The sequence below is a fragment of the Bradyrhizobium sp. AC87j1 genome (assembly GCF_002936975.1).
GTDB lineage: Bacteria > Pseudomonadota > Alphaproteobacteria > Rhizobiales > Xanthobacteraceae > Bradyrhizobium > Bradyrhizobium shewense.
Map to the genome: position 1 here is coordinate 45,075 of NZ_PTFE01000011.1, position 14,229 is coordinate 59,303.

Genomic DNA, 14,229 nt, shown 5'->3' on the forward strand with positions numbered 1-14,229 from the left:
GTCAGCCCAAGGCTGAAGCCGGCGGCTTCTATCGCGCAGGCCTCACCGGTGCCGAGATCTTGTCCGTGCGGTCGCGCTCGGTCATGTCGACCACCGTCTCCATCGGCGCGGTCAGCTCGTAGACATAGGAAGCGTCGGTGAAATAACGCTTGGCGGTGCCGCCGAGCGCCTCGGGGGCGACCCGGTCGAGCAGGATCAGGCCGAAATCGGAATCGGGGCGGCGCGTCGCCTCGCTGGTGTTGAGCTCCTCCCAGCGGAAATGGAAGACCTCGCCCACTCCCTCGCCCGTCACGGTCCAGCTGGCGGTGATGTGCGGGTGCTTTCCGACCAGCGACAGGCCCTCGTCGGAATGCGAGGCAAGTTCGAAGAACAGTAGCGAGAGGCTCTGCGCCGCGCGCGCGCTGACCGCGATATCAGGACCCGTGACGGCAATGCGGTCGGCATGCGGGATGGCGCGCGCCTCGAACAGGCCCTTCAGCTTGACGCCCTGCCACTGGCTCTCGCTGAGCAGCGAGACCACGTTGGACATGGCGTGGATGCGCCCGATCAGGAGCTCGCGAGCGACGTCGATGTCCGAGCCGTGACGCAAGGTGCGCGTCACGATCGACTGGATCACCGCGAGGATATTCTTGACCCGGTGGTTGAGCTCGTCGATCACCGCGGTCAGCCGGCGCTCGAAGCCGATTCTGACCTGGATTTCTCGGCTGAGCCGCAGATTGTTGTAGGCGACATAGCCAAACAAGCCGCACACCATCGCAGTGATCGCAAAGCCGATCGCAGCCACGATGATCGCGGTCTGCTCGGCGCGACGCGCCGAGTTGGTCTTGGCGTAATAACCCAGCTGCCAGTCACGGCCGCCGAAACTCACCGTGCGCGTCGCCGATGGCGTCGGCCCGTCCGCCGTCGTCATGCGGGTGGAGACGATGCCCTGATCGTTGGCAACGAGCTCGCCACCTTCCTTGCGCGGGTCCCTGAGCGCGACCGAGAACAACGACATGTCGTCGTTGGTCAGCATCAGCGAGGCGAGTTCGTAGGAAAAGGTGACGAACCCGGCTGGCTCGGTCGCCCCCTCGGGAATGACGGGAGCTGCCACAATGACCCCGACCGGCCCGTTGCCGCGCAACAGCGGAATCGGGTCCGACGCCACCGACCGCTTCTCGAGCCGGGCCCGTGTCAACATGGCGCTGCGAACCTGATCCTGGTCGTAACTACGGCCAGGCAGGGCCTTGGTCTCGTCGCTGCGCGGCTCGAGATCCAACAGCACGTCGATCGGCTGGGTGATCTCGGCCGGATTGATCGGCTTGTCGTCAAAGGTGCGAATCTTCGGATTCGGGAAGCCGGCGCCCCCAATGGCAGCCTGCGCCGCCGTAAGCTCGTTCGGCTTCAGCCGGGCGATCCAGCCGGCCACCACGAAATCGGTCTTGAAGGCATAGATGGCCGAGCGCAGCGGCTCCAGCATGTTCGGCTTGATCACGGATGGTGTGCGGAACAGGCCTGAGGCGACACGTGCGAGCAGTTCGCGCTCGGTGAGCCGGTCCTGCACCAGGCTGGCATGAACGTCGATCGCGCGCGCGAGCGCGATTCGATCCAGCGCCAGCTCCTGGTCGTGGACGCGATAGGCCGCAAGCCCGGAGAGCAAGGCTCCGAGCAGAGCGATGAAACCGATGATGAAACCCAGCCGGACCACGCGACTACTCAGGCGAAAGCAGGAGGTCGGCAATAAACAAGGAGCATATGAACGCCGCTCGAACGGCCATGTGCCGAAACAGGGTGAACCCCGGTGGCAGAGATAATGAAGGAGGAGGCATCGGTACGCAACTTGGGTCGCCTGGAAAGCTTAATCCGCCCGGCCGATGGTCTGGCCGGGATGAATTGCCCGGGCACCGGAGGTAGTTAATCGCCGTGTCCGAAATTTGTTCCGTGGTTGCGGCCCGGCCCCAAGGTTAATGGCGAAAAAGGCATGCGCCAAGTCGTCGCGCGCTGTCAGCCCGCCCGTTTCAGGCCGCCTTTGGCCTCGATGAAGCCGACAATGCGGTCAAGGCCCTCGCTCTTCTTCAGATTGGTCATGACGAAGGGGCGCTCGCCGCGCATGCGCCTGGCGTCCGTGTCCATCTTCTCCAAGGAGGCGCCGACATGGGGGGCGAGGTCGATCTTGTTGATGACCAGCAGGTCGGACCGGGTGATGCCGGGGCCGCCCTTGGACGGGATCTTGTCGCCGGCGGCCACGTCGATGACGTAGATGGTCAGGTCGGCCAGCTCCGGGGAAAAAGTGGCAGCGAGATTGTCGCCGCCGGATTCGATCAGAACGAGGTCGAGCCCGGGAAATTTCGCCCGCATGTCCGCCACCGCGGCGAGGTTCATCGAGGCGTCCTCGCGGATCGCGGTGTGCGGGCAGCCGCCGGTCTCGACGCCGGCAATGCGGTCCGGCGTCAGCGAGCCCGAACGCACCAGGAACTCGGCATCCCATTTGGTGTAGATGTCGTTGGTGATCGCGGCAATGTCATAGCGCTCGCGCATGGTCTTGCAGAGCAGGTCCATCAGCGCGGTCTTGCCCGATCCGACGGGACCGCCGACGCCGACACGCAAGGGGCCGTGAGATTTCGACATGTCATTCGCTCTTTCTCGATGGGTCAAAGGCCGCACCGCTCACGACCGGAACAGCCGGGTATATTGCGTCTCGTGCCGCAGGCTGGCGAGATCGGCGCGGAAGGTCGCGCTGCCGAGATCTTCCAGTATCGCATTCAGCGCACGATAGGCGGTGGCGGCGACGGCCGCTTCCAGCCTCACCAACACGCGCTGGCTGTCAGTCTGGCCGAGCGGAATGAGCCGGCTGGCGGCCGAAATCCAGTTCGATACCAACGCATGCAGGAACGCGTGCAGCGTCGGCGCCAGCGCCACGCCGTGCTTGGCGGCGACCACGCCGACCGCGACGGGATAGACCAGTGGCGTGCGGCAAGCCGCAACCATGGCATCCAGGCCGTCTACATCCCAGGCAGCGCGTGCGATGTCGATAAAGGCGCGGCCCTGCGAGGTCGTCTCCAGCTGCCGCTCGCGCGACGGCACCATGGCCGCAGCGAGCTCGGCGATATCGCTCAAGGTCGCATCTTCGCCCATCTCTGCAGCACGATAGGCATGCACGAGAAACGTCGCGTCGCAAAAGCCGGAGCCGTCGCCTAGCATTGCGTCGAGCCAGTCGGCCAGCGTGGCCGTATCGACGATGTCGCCCGCCTCGACCGCCCATTCGATGCCGCTGGAATAGGAGAAGCCGCCGACCGGGAATGCCGGCGACAGCCAGGTCATCAGCCGGTACAGCGCCGCCGCCTCGCCCTCGGCGAGGTCGCAGGCCGCGACCGGCTCACTTGTGGTCATGAGCATGCTTGTGGCCGTGGTGATGGTCGGGATGGTCGCAATGCTCGTCGTGGTGATGATCGTGCCCATGATCATGCGCGGCATGATCATGGTGGTGGTGGTCATGAGCGTGATGATCATGGCCATGGTGATCGTGACCATGGTCATGATGATGCCCGTGATCATGATGCGCATGATCGTCGTGCCCATGCGCGTGGCCGGCATCGGCATAGGCGCCGCCTTCGGGATCGAACGGCGCCTCGATCTCGATCACGCGCGCGCCGAGACCCTTCACCATCGCCTCGATGACGTGATCGCGGCGGATGCGCAAGGCTTTGGCCATGATCTGCGTCGGCAGATGACGGTTGCCGAGGTGCCAGCCGACGCGAATGAGGTGATGCGGATCGCGGCCGCGGATTTCCAGCAGCGGCTCGGGCGCCGCGACCACTTCGATGAGCCGGCCGTCCTCCAGCACCAGCGCATCGCCGCCGCGCAGCGCGACGGCCTGCTCCAGGTCGAGCAGGAATTCGAGCCCCCGCGTTCCCGTCATCGCCATGCGGCGGCGGTGCCGATCGTCGAAATCGAGCACCACCGTATCCGCCGGCGCTTCCGCGAAGCGGTGCTGTCCCCTGACCTGCGTCGCCCGGATCATGCGCTTTTACCCCGTTACCTTGTCTCGACCTTCTCGGGCGTGATCACTTCGATCTTCGGCGGTGCCGTGAAGCACTTGACCGCCACGCGCCCGAACGTCTTCATGTGCTCCATGCCACGATGTGGCACCAGCGCCTCGGCGTTCTCCCACTGCTCGACGAACACCATCTTGGCAGGATCGGTGACGCTTTCATGCAGATCATAGGCGATATTGCCGGGCTCTTTCCGCGTCTCCTTGATGCAGGCGGTGGCGGCTGCAATGAATTCGGCGCGCGTCTCGGGCTTGATGGTCAAGGTGGCAACGACGTAGATCACGAGAAATCCTCCCGGCTTTTCTTCTAAGGTTAGATACCGGGCGGGACATTAGACCAGGCGGGATCGAACGCAAAACCGTAAAAGCCATCCCCGGACATGCCCTCTGGACATAATCCCGGGGACATGCGTTGGGGCGCTATTTCAGTACATGAAATATCGCTGCGCCATGGGCAGCACCTCGGCGGGCGCGCAAGTGAGCAATTCGCCGTCGGCGCGGACCTCATAGGTCTCTGGATCGACCTCGATATTGGGCGTGGCGTCGTTGTGGATCATGCTCTTTTTCGAGATCTTGCCGCGGGTGTTCTGCACGGCATAGAGCTTCTTCTCGATGCCGAGTTTTCGCGCGAGACCGCCGGTGATCGCGGCCTTCGAGGTGAACACCACGGACGATGCCATGCGCGCCTTGCCAAAGGCGCCGAACATCGGCTGGTAATGCACCGGCTGCGGCGTCGGGATCGAGGCGTTGGGATCGCCCATCGGAGCTCCGACGATGCTGCCGCCCTTGACGATGCAGTCCGGCTTGACGCCGAAGAAGGCGGGCGACCACAGCACGAGATCGGCGAGCTTGCCCTTCTCGACCGACCCGATCAGTTTCGACACGCCGTGCGCGATCGCGGGATTGATGGTGTATTTGGCGATGTAGCGCTTGACGCGAAAATTGTCGTTGTCCTTGCCTTTGTCCTGCGGCAGTGACCCGCGCTGCTTCTTCATCTTGTCGGCAGTCTGCCAGGTCCGGATGATGACCTCGCCGAGACGGCCCATGGCCTGCGAGTCAGACGACATCATCGAGAGTGCGCCGAGATCGTGCAGGATGTCTTCGGCCGCGATGGTCTCCTTGCGGATACGGCTTTCCGCGAACGCCAGATCTTCCGCGATCGAGGGATCGAGGTGGTGGCACACCATCAGCATGTCCAGATGCTCGTCGATGGTGTTGCGCGTGAACGGCCGGGTCGGGTTGGTCGAGGACGGCAGTACGTTCTTGAGCCCTGCGACCTTGATGATATCTGGGGCGTGACCACCGCCGGCGCCCTCGGTGTGGAAGGCGTGGATGGTGCGGCCCTTGAACGCCTTGATCGTGTCCTCGACGAAGCCGGATTCGTTCAGCGTGTCGGTATGGATCATCACCTGGATGTCGTGAGCATCGGCAACCGACAGGCAGTTGTCGATCGCCGCAGGCGTGGTGCCCCAGTCCTCGTGCAGCTTCAGCGCGCAGGCGCCGGCCTTGATCATCTCGACCAGGGCAGCAGGCCGCGAGGCGTTGCCCTTGCCGGAGATGCCGAGATTGACCGGGAAGGCATCGAACGACTGAATCATCCGCCCCATGTGCCAGGGACCCGGCGTGCAGGTGGTGGCGAAGGTGCCATGCGACGGGCCGGTGCCACCGCCCAGCATCGAGGTGACGCCAGACATCAGCGCGTGCTCGATCTGCTGCGGGCAAATGAAATGGATGTGGCTGTCGAAGCCGCCGGCGGTGAGGATCTTGCCCTCACCCGCGATCACATCCGTGCCCGGACCGATGATGATGGTGACGCCCGGCTGGATGTCGGGATTGCCGGCCTTGCCGATGCCGGCGATCATGCCGTCCTTGATGGCAACGTCAGCCTTCACGATGCCCCAGTGATCGACGATCAGCGCATTGGTGATGACGGTGTCGGCCGCGCCCTGCTTGTTGGTGACCTGCGACTGCCCCATGCCGTCGCGGATCACCTTGCCGCCGCCGAACTTCACCTCCTCGCCGTAGGTGGTGAAATCCTTCTCGACCTCGATGATGAGGTCGGTGTCGGCCAGCCGCACCCTGTCGCCGGTGGTCGGGCCGAACATGTCGGCATAGACGGAACGCTTTATTTTGACGGACATCACAAGCCCCGTTTGCGTTTGAATGTTTGGTGACTCACAGCAAAGCCCTCGCTGCTTTCACGGCATCATCGAATTTCTCGTCGAGCCACGGATTGCCGCCGCGGCAACCGGCAGCGACCTGCGTGGCCCATCCAACGTAATCAGCGAGATCGTCGCGCTCGTCCGCACTCGGATCGGTCTGAATACGCGCGCCGATGTTGCTGATCTTGTCGGCGATCTTGATCAGCTTCGCGCCAGCAGATTTCTTCGGCGCATCGACAATCTGCAGACGCCGCCGCTCTGCCTTGGGACGGCTCATGTCGTCGGTGCATTCGACGACGAGGGAGGCAACACGCTCCGAGAATTTCTGCGCCAGCTCCTCGCGCGTGGTGTCGGTGTCCTCGATGGTGTCATGCAGCCAGCCGGCCGCGACCAGTTCGGCATCGGCGCCGTCGGTCGCGGTCGCCAGCAGGTTCGCGACCTCGGCAAGATGATTGACGTAAGGCTCGCTCCCCCGCCCCTTGCGCGCCATGCCATTGTGACGGTGCGCAGCGAGTTCGGCGGCTTCTGAGACGAGGCGGACGGGCGACAGCATGGCAAAGATCTCCGTTTCCGCCTCAACCGTGCCGCGCCGCGCTCGTTCCTGCTGAGATCACAGCTTCCCCATCACGTCGCCACGAAAACCGTAAATCGTCTTCTTGCCCGCCATGGCGACGAGTTGCACGTCGCGGGTCTGGCCGGGTTCGAAGCGGACGGCGGTGCCGGCGGCAATGTCGAGGCGCATACCGCGGGCTTTCTTGCGGTCGAATTTCAGCGCGGGGTTGGTCTCGAAGAAATGGTAGTGCGAGCCGACCTGGATCGGGCGGTCGCCGGTGTTGGCGACCGTCAGCGTGACGGTCTTGCGGCCGGCATTGAGCTCGATCTCGCCGTCCTGGATGAAGAGTTCACCGGGGATCATTCTATCCTCCTCGTCATTCCGGGGCTCGCGCAGCGAGAAGGCCGGAATGTCGAAACCAAAACCTCTGGATTCCGGGTTCGCCCTGCGGGCGCCCCGGAATGACGAATTCGAATTACCTGATCGGCTCGTGGACGGTGACGAGCTTGGTCCCGTCCGGAAAGGTCGCCTCGACCTGGATGTCGTGGATCATCTCGGGAATGCCCGGCATCACCTGGTCGCGGGTGAGGACCTGCGCGCCGGATTGCATCAGCTCGGCGACGGTGCGGCCATCGCGTGCGCCTTCGAGGATGAAGTCGGAGATGATCGCGATCGCTTCGGGATGGTTGAGCTTGACGCCGCGGTCCAGCCGACGGCGGGCCACGATGGCCGCCATCGAGATCAGAAGCTTGTCCTTTTCGCGGGGAGACAGGTTCATGAAGAATCTCTTCCGTTCAACACGTCAATTCGGCCGGTCAGTTCAGCCAGAGTCGCGGCAGGGCCGTTCCAGTGCGCGCCAGCACGGCCATCATGTCGGCCCGCAACCGCGCCGCATCTTGGGCACAGAACCGGGCCATTGCAAAGCCATTCCACGCCGAGATCCCGACCTCGCCGGAGAATGAGTCCGAGGCCTCGCGAATGCGCTCGATCAGAGCCTCGTCACCGGGCACGATCAGCGCCGTGCCGATCGCGGCACCGCCCTTGGCGACGGCGGATCGCTCAAGCTTTGCGCCGATATTGCCGTCGAGCCTGATGGTCTCGGCAAACACCAGCCTGCCACCACGCCGCAGCCGCCAGCGGTCGACGAACTCGCCCTGCTCCATCCGCTCGCCCATGGCAGCGCGGCCGAATACCACGATCTCGCAGAGCAGGAGCGAGGCGGCATCATCAAGCTCGATATCGAAGCGGCGGTGGACCCGGGCGCGGTCGAACAGGATCGTCTCTTGCGGCAACCAGGAAAGATGCGCGCCTGCAGCGACGTTCAAGGCGATGCTGAGCTGCGCCGCGGCTCCGGGCGCCCGATAGACCTTTTCGGCGGCGGCGGTCGTCAGCGTCAGGCGCGAGCCTTGGCCCGCCGCGATGTCGATCTCGAAACTGTCGCCACCGGCAACGCCGCCTGCCGTGTTGACGAACACGCCGGAGAGCCCCTCGCCTTCCGGCGAAGGAAAACGCACGCGCAGCGAGCCGGATTCATGCAAGACGCCGCGCCGCGTCACGCCGTCACGCGCATGGACGTCGAAGCGCACCGCGCCGCGGGCACGGTTCGCCTCGAAAACCCCTGACGTGACCGAAACGTCGCTGCGCATCCGCCTCCCCCCAGCCGGTCGCGGCAGAACGGCTTACAGCGCCATCTGGCGGCTGATCTCGCTCGCGTCCAAATTGGCGCGATCGCAGGTGAATTTCACCGCGCCGCGATCCATCACGGCAAAACTGTCGCCGAGTTCGCAGGCAAAGTCGAGATATTGTTCGACCAGCACGATGGCGATGTTGCCGAGGTTGCGCAAATAGGAGATGGCGCGGCCGATGTCCTTGATGATCGAGGGCTGGATGCCCTCGGTCGGTTCGTCGAGGAGCAGCAATTTCGGCCGCATCACCAGCGCGCGACCGATCGCGAGTTGCTGCTGCTGGCCGCCGGAGAGATCGCCACCGCGCCGGCCGAGCATGGATTGCAGCACCGGAAACAGCGAGAACACGTCGTCCGGAATGTGCTTGTCCTCGCGCTTGAGCGGACCGAAGCCGGTCTTGAGGTTCTCCTCGACCGTGAGCAGCGGGAAGATCTCGCGGCCCTGTGGCACAAAGCCGATGCCCTTGCGCGCCCGCTCATAGGGCTTGAGGCCGGTGATGTCGCTGCCGTCGAGCACGATCGCGCCCGACGAAATCGGATATTGCCCGACCATGGCGCGCAAGAGCGAGGTCTTGCCGACGCCGTTGCGCCCGAGCACGCAGGTCACCTTGCCCGGCTCGGCCGAGATCGAGACGCCGCGCAGCGCCTGCGCCGCGCCGTAGAATAGATTGATATCCTTGACCTCAAGCATCGCTCAGCGTCCCAGATAGACTTCGATGACCCGCTCGTTGGACGAGACCTGGTCGATGGTTCCTTCGGCAAGCACGGTGCCTTCATGCAGACAGGTGACCTTGACGCCGAGCTCGCGCACGAAGGTCATATCGTGCTCGACCACCATCACGGTGTGGGTCTTGTTGATCTCTTTCAGCAGCTCGGCGGTCAGATGCGTCTCGACATCGGTCATCCCCGCGACGGGCTCGTCGACGAGGAGGAGTTTTGGGTCCTGCGCCAGCAGCATGCCGATCTCCAGCCATTGCTTCTGGCCGTGGCTGAGGCTGCCGGCAAGGCGGTTACGGGCCTCGGTGAGACGGATCGTCTCCAGCACCTTGTCGATGCGCTCGGACTCCGCCTTGCTGCCGCGCCAGAACAACGTGCCCTTGACGCTATGGTCGACATTGAGCGCGAGCAGGAGGTTGTCCTGCACGCTCTGGCTCTCGAACACGGTCGGTTTCTGGAACTTGCGGCCGATGCCGAGCTCGGCGATGCGGGTTTCGTCCAGCCGCGTCAAATCGGTGACGCCGTCGAACAGAACCGTGCCCTCGTCGGGCTTGGTCTTGCCGGTGATGATGTCCATCATCGTGGTCTTGCCGGCACCGTTCGGACCAATGATGGCGCGCATCTCGCCGGGCTCGAGTGTCAGTGACAGATTGTTGATGGCGTGGAAGCCGTCGAACGAGACGTGCACGCCGTCGAGATAGAGCATTGCGGAGGTTGCGCGGTTGTCCATGACGTTCATTTGCGCTTACTCCGCCATCTTGGGTTCGGTGACGCCGTCCTCGGCCGCGGCGCTCGCCATGGCCGCGGCGCTGCGCTTTTCCTTCGACTGATCCCACCAGGCGTTGAAAGTGCCGACAATGCCCTTCGGCAGCAGCAGCGTCACCAGGATGAACAATGCGCCCAGCATGAACAGCCAGTACGGCGCGAGCATGCCCGAGGTGAAAAACGTCTTGGCGTAGTTGACGACGACGGCGCCGAGCGCGGCGCCGACCAGCGTGCCGCGGCCGCCGACCGCGACCCAGATCACCGCCTCGATCGAATTGCCGGGCGCGAATTCGGAGGGATTGATGATGCCGACCTGCGGCACGTAAAGCGCGCCGGCGACGCCGGCCATGCAGGCCGACACCGTGAACACGAACAGCTTGTAGGATTCGACGCGGTAGCCGAGGAAGCGCGTGCGCGACTCCGCATCACGCACCGCAACCAGCACCTTGCCGAGCTTGGAGGAGACGATAGCGCGGCAGATCAGGAAGCCTGCGATCAGTGCCAGACAGCTCAGCGCGAACAGCGCGGCGCGGGTGCCCTCCGCCTGCACGTTGAAGCCGAGAATGTCCTTGAAGTCGGTCAGGCCGTTGTTGCCGCCAAAACCGAAGTCGTTGCGGAAGAAGGCGAGCAGCAGCGCATAGGTCATCGCCTGCGTGATGATCGACAGATACACGCCGGTCACACGGGAGCGGAACGCGAGCCACCCGAAGCAGAAGGCCAGCAGGCCGGGCACGAGCAGCACCATCAGCGCCGCGAACCAGAACATGTCGAAGCCGTACCAGGTCCAGGGCAGCTTCGAATAGTTCAGGAACACCATGAAGTCGGGCAGGATCGGATTGCCGTAGACGCCGCGGGTGCCGATCTGCCGCATCAGGTACATCCCCATCGCGTAGCCGCCAAGCGCGAAGAAGGCGCCGTGGCCTAGCGAGAGAATGCCGCAATAGCCCCAGATCAAATCGATCGAAAGCGCGAGGATCGCGTAGCAGACATATTTGCCCCAGAGCGCGACCAGATAGGTCGGCACCTGCAGGAACGAGCCCGCGGGCAGCAGCAAATTGGAGAGCGGGATGAGGATGCCGCAGGCCGCGACGACGGCAAGGAAGATCGTCGCGCTGCGGTCCAGCGATCGCGTCAGCATGTGAGGGGTCATGCTTCCACCGCACGGCCCTTGAGCGCGAACAGGCCGCGCGGGCGCTTTTGAATGAACAGGATGATGAGAACCAGGATGGCGATCTTGCCGAGCACGGCGCCGGCGACCGGCTCCAGGAACTTGTTGGCGATGCCGAGCGTGAAGGCGCCGACCAGCGTGCCCCAGAGATTGCCGACACCGCCGAACACCACGACCATGAAGCTGTCGATGATGTAGCTCTGGCCGAGATTGGGGCTGACATTGTCGATCTGCGACAGCGCCACGCCGGCGATGCCGGCAATGCCGGAGCCGAGCCCGAAGGTCAGCGCGTCGACGCGCGAGGTGGCGATGCCCATCGAGGCCGCCATGCGGCGGTTCTGCGTCACCGCGCGCATCTCGAGGCCCAGCGCGGTGTAGCGCAGCATCGCGAGCAGGATCGCGAACACGGCGAGCGTGAACACGAGGATCCAGAGCCGGTTATAGGTGATGGTGATCTGGCCGAGCTCGAAGGCGCCGCTCATCCAGGAGGGATTGCCGACCTCGCGGTTGGTCGGGCCGAACATGGTGCGCACGGCCTGCTGCAGCACCAGCGACAGGCCCCAGGTCGCGAGCAGCGTCTCCAGCGGACGCCCGTAGAGGAAGCGGATGATGCTGCGCTCGATCAGCACGCCGATCGCGCCGGCGACGACAAAGGCCAGCGGCACGGCGATCAGCAGCGAATAGTCGAACAGGCCGGGATAGCGGGTGCGGATCACCTCCTGCACCACGAAGGTGGTGTAGGCCCCGATCATCACCATCTCGCCATGCGCCATGTTGATCACGCCCATCACGCCAAAGGTGATGGCGAGCCCGATCGCGGCGAGCAGCAGCACCGAGCCGAGCGAGAGGCCGTACCAGGCGTTCTGCACCATGGACCAGACCGCGAGCGAGTTCTGGATCGAGCCGATCGCGCTCGCGGCGGCCTTGGTAACTGACGCAGGCTGGTCGCCCATGCCCGTGAGCAGGGCCAGCGCCTCCTGATCGCCGCGCCCCTTGAGGGTGGCCACCGCCTCCAGCTTCTCGACTTCGGTGGCGTCCGACTTGAACAGCAGGATGGCCGCGCGGGCGTCGCCGAGCGCAGCCTTGACGGATCTGTTGGTTTCCTTGGCGAGCGCACCGTCGACCGCCTCGAGCGCGGTCTCCTCATGCGACTTGAAGACGGATTGCGCCGCCTGGAGCCGCGTCCCGACGTCCGGCGACTGAAGCGTCAGGCTGCCCAGCGCGGCGTCGACGCTGCGGCGCAGGCGGTTGTTGAGGCGGACCGCACTCGCGCTGTCGGGAACGCTGGCCACCGCCTGGCCGGTCGCGGCATCGATCGACTTGCCGTCGGTGCCGGTGACGTAAACCTTCTTGCTGTCGAGGTCGGCCATCAGGCGGCCGTCCTGAAGCGCACTGATGATGGGGAAAGCCAGCGGATTGCCGCTGCTTGCGACCACACCGATCGCCTCGTCCGTATCGGAATAATCATCGTTGGCGAATTTGGCGACCGCATCCTCGAACGGACCGGCGAGGGCCGGCAGCGCGAACGCGATCAGGAACAACGAGAGCGCAAGCGAGCAGAGGCGCGCGGACAAATGGGCTGGCACTGTGAATGACCCCGGCAGAAATGAGTGGAGAAGGCGGCGGGATCGCCGCCTTCTCCGGGCGTGCTGTGGCGTGTCAGATCCGGATCAGGAGCCCGAACCGAGGCACTTGTTGGTCTTGGTGTTGAAGTTGCCGCACTTCTTGCCGACCCAGTCGCCGACCAGGTCCTTGGAGCCGTCGAGCTCCTTCGACCAGGCATCGCCCGCGACGAGACCCGGGGTCTTCCAGACCACGTCGAACTGGCCGTTGCCCTTGATCTCGCCGATGAACACCGGCTTGGTGATGTGGTGGTTCGGCAGCATCTTCGACACGCCGCCGGTCAGGTTCTTGGCTTCGATGCCCGGGAGAGCGTCGATCACCTTGTCCGGATCAGTCGACTTCACCTTCTCGACCGCCTTGACCCACATGTCGAAGCCGATCACGTGCGCTTCCATCGGATCGTTGGTCACGCGCTTCGGGTTCTTGGTGTAGGCCTGCCATGCCTTGATGAACTTCTCGTTCTCCGGCGACTTGATCGACTGGAAGTAGTTCCAGGCGGCAAGATGGCCGACCAGCGGCTTGGTGTCGATGCCGGCGAGCTCTTCTTCACCCACCGAGAACGCGACGACCGGGATGTCCTTCGCCTTGATGCCCTGGTTGCCGAGCTCCTTGTAGAAGGGAACGTTGGCGTCGCCGTTGATGGTCGAGACCACCGCGGTCTTCTTGCCGGCCGAGCCGAACTTCTTGATGTCGGCCACGATCGTCTGCCAGTCGGAGTGACCGAACGGCGTGTAGTTGATCATGATGTCTTCCTGGGCAACACCCTTCGACTTCAGATAGGCTTCCAGGATCTTGTTGGTGGTGCGCGGATAGACGTAGTCGGTGCCTGCAAGCACCCAGCGCTTCACCTTCTCGTCCTTCATCAGGTAGTCAACGGCGGGGATTGCCTGCTGGTTCGGTGCCGCACCCGTGTAGAACACGTTGCGCTCGCTCTCCTCACCCTCGTACTGCACGGGGTAGAACAGGATGTTGTTCAGCTCCTTGAAGACGGGCAGCACCGACTTGCGCGACACCGAGGTCCAGCAACCGAACACGACCGAGACCTTGTCCTTGGTGATCAGCTCGCGCGCCTTTTCGGCGAACAGCGGCCAGTTCGACGCGGGGTCGACGACAACGGCCTCGAGCTTCTTGCCGAGAACGCCGCCCTTCTTGTTCTGTTCGTCGATCAGGAAAAGGATGGTGTCCTTCAGCGTGGTTTCGCTGATGGCCATGGTGCCGGACAGGGAGTGCAGCACGCCGACCTTGATGGTGTCATCCGCGGCCTTGGCGCCAGTCAATGAAGCCAGACCGAGCACCAGTCCGGCGGTCGCGGCGAGCACGCCGCGGCGGCTAAATGACGCCGCTATATCGTGAGTGGATTTGTTAAACATGAGTGTCTCATCTCCCTGACGCAGACGTGAAAAACGCTGCGAAACGGCCCCACGGCCGCCTGCGATTAACGGATTCGCAAGAACCATGCCATGGACTGGGCACCTGACAACCAATTGGTTTTGCTGACAAAACTGCCAGAAATCAAAGTTTCCCGCC

Annotated in this window: 15 protein-coding genes; all 15 read right to left on the reverse strand. The window is 64.0% G+C overall.

Annotation, left to right across the window (positions count from 1 at the left end):
- Window positions 1-28: 28 nt before the first annotated feature.
- Window positions 29-1,687, reverse strand: a complete 1,659-nt coding sequence (locus CV770_RS08995; RefSeq protein ID WP_104462062.1) for a CHASE domain-containing protein — start codon at window positions 1,685-1,687, stop codon at window positions 29-31.
- A 296-nt stretch (window positions 1,688-1,983) separates the two neighbouring features.
- Window positions 1,984-2,607: an urease accessory protein UreG gene (gene ureG / locus CV770_RS09000; RefSeq protein WP_008131868.1), complete on the reverse strand. Its 624-nt coding sequence runs from the start codon at window positions 2,605-2,607 to the stop codon at window positions 1,984-1,986.
- 39 nt (window positions 2,608-2,646) lie between these two features.
- Window positions 2,647-3,375, reverse strand: a complete 729-nt coding sequence (locus CV770_RS09005; protein WP_104462063.1) for an urease accessory protein UreF — start codon at window positions 3,373-3,375, stop codon at window positions 2,647-2,649.
- Window positions 3,356-4,000 carry an urease accessory protein UreE gene (locus CV770_RS09010; protein ID WP_104462064.1) on the reverse strand — a complete coding sequence of 215 codons (645 nt, stop codon included), beginning with the start codon at window positions 3,998-4,000 and terminating at the stop codon, window positions 3,356-3,358. Before CV770_RS09010 ends, CV770_RS09005 begins: the two co-directional genes overlap by 20 nt.
- Before the next feature lie 14 nt (window positions 4,001-4,014).
- On the reverse strand, window positions 4,015-4,314 hold the full coding sequence (locus tag CV770_RS09015; RefSeq protein ID WP_018318764.1) for a putative quinol monooxygenase: 300 nt from the start codon (window positions 4,312-4,314) through the stop codon (window positions 4,015-4,017).
- A gap of 141 nt (window positions 4,315-4,455) precedes the next feature.
- Window positions 4,456-6,171, reverse strand: coding sequence for an urease subunit alpha (gene ureC / locus CV770_RS09020; RefSeq protein WP_104462065.1), 1,716 nt, complete (start codon window positions 6,169-6,171; stop codon window positions 4,456-4,458).
- A gap of 34 nt (window positions 6,172-6,205) precedes the next feature.
- Window positions 6,206-6,745: an HD domain-containing protein gene (locus CV770_RS09025; RefSeq protein ID WP_104462066.1), complete on the reverse strand. Its 540-nt coding sequence runs from the start codon at window positions 6,743-6,745 to the stop codon at window positions 6,206-6,208.
- A gap of 57 nt (window positions 6,746-6,802) precedes the next feature.
- The gene (locus CV770_RS09030) at window positions 6,803-7,108 is read right to left on the reverse strand and encodes an urease subunit beta (protein ID WP_026202067.1); all 306 of its coding nucleotides are present in this window, start codon (window positions 7,106-7,108) and stop codon (window positions 6,803-6,805) included.
- Window positions 7,109-7,220: 112 nt separating this feature from the next.
- Window positions 7,221-7,523, reverse strand: a complete 303-nt coding sequence (locus CV770_RS09035) for an urease subunit gamma (protein ID WP_007605424.1) — start codon at window positions 7,521-7,523, stop codon at window positions 7,221-7,223.
- A gap of 37 nt (window positions 7,524-7,560) precedes the next feature.
- Window positions 7,561-8,391 carry an urease accessory protein UreD gene (locus CV770_RS09040; protein ID WP_104462067.1) on the reverse strand — a complete coding sequence of 277 codons (831 nt, stop codon included), beginning with the start codon at window positions 8,389-8,391 and terminating at the stop codon, window positions 7,561-7,563.
- Window positions 8,392-8,424: 33 nt separating this feature from the next.
- Window positions 8,425-9,120, reverse strand: coding sequence for an urea ABC transporter ATP-binding subunit UrtE (urtE, locus tag CV770_RS09045; protein ID WP_018318770.1), 696 nt, complete (start codon window positions 9,118-9,120; stop codon window positions 8,425-8,427).
- A gap of 3 nt (window positions 9,121-9,123) precedes the next feature.
- Window positions 9,124-9,885, reverse strand: coding sequence for an urea ABC transporter ATP-binding protein UrtD (gene urtD, locus CV770_RS09050; protein ID WP_091955950.1), 762 nt, complete (start codon window positions 9,883-9,885; stop codon window positions 9,124-9,126).
- Window positions 9,886-9,891: 6 nt separating this feature from the next.
- The gene (gene urtC, locus CV770_RS09055; RefSeq protein ID WP_104462068.1) at window positions 9,892-11,061 is read right to left on the reverse strand and encodes an urea ABC transporter permease subunit UrtC; all 1,170 of its coding nucleotides are present in this window, start codon (window positions 11,059-11,061) and stop codon (window positions 9,892-9,894) included.
- Window positions 11,058-12,665, reverse strand: a complete 1,608-nt coding sequence (gene urtB, locus CV770_RS09060; RefSeq protein WP_104462069.1) for an urea ABC transporter permease subunit UrtB — start codon at window positions 12,663-12,665, stop codon at window positions 11,058-11,060. The genes urtC and urtB overlap by 4 nt, the downstream gene beginning before the upstream one ends.
- Before the next feature lie 84 nt (window positions 12,666-12,749).
- Complete coding sequence (gene urtA / locus CV770_RS09065) at window positions 12,750-14,072, reverse strand: urea ABC transporter substrate-binding protein (RefSeq protein ID WP_104462070.1); 1,323 nt, start codon at window positions 14,070-14,072, stop codon at window positions 12,750-12,752.
- Window positions 14,073-14,229 lie beyond the last annotated feature (157 nt).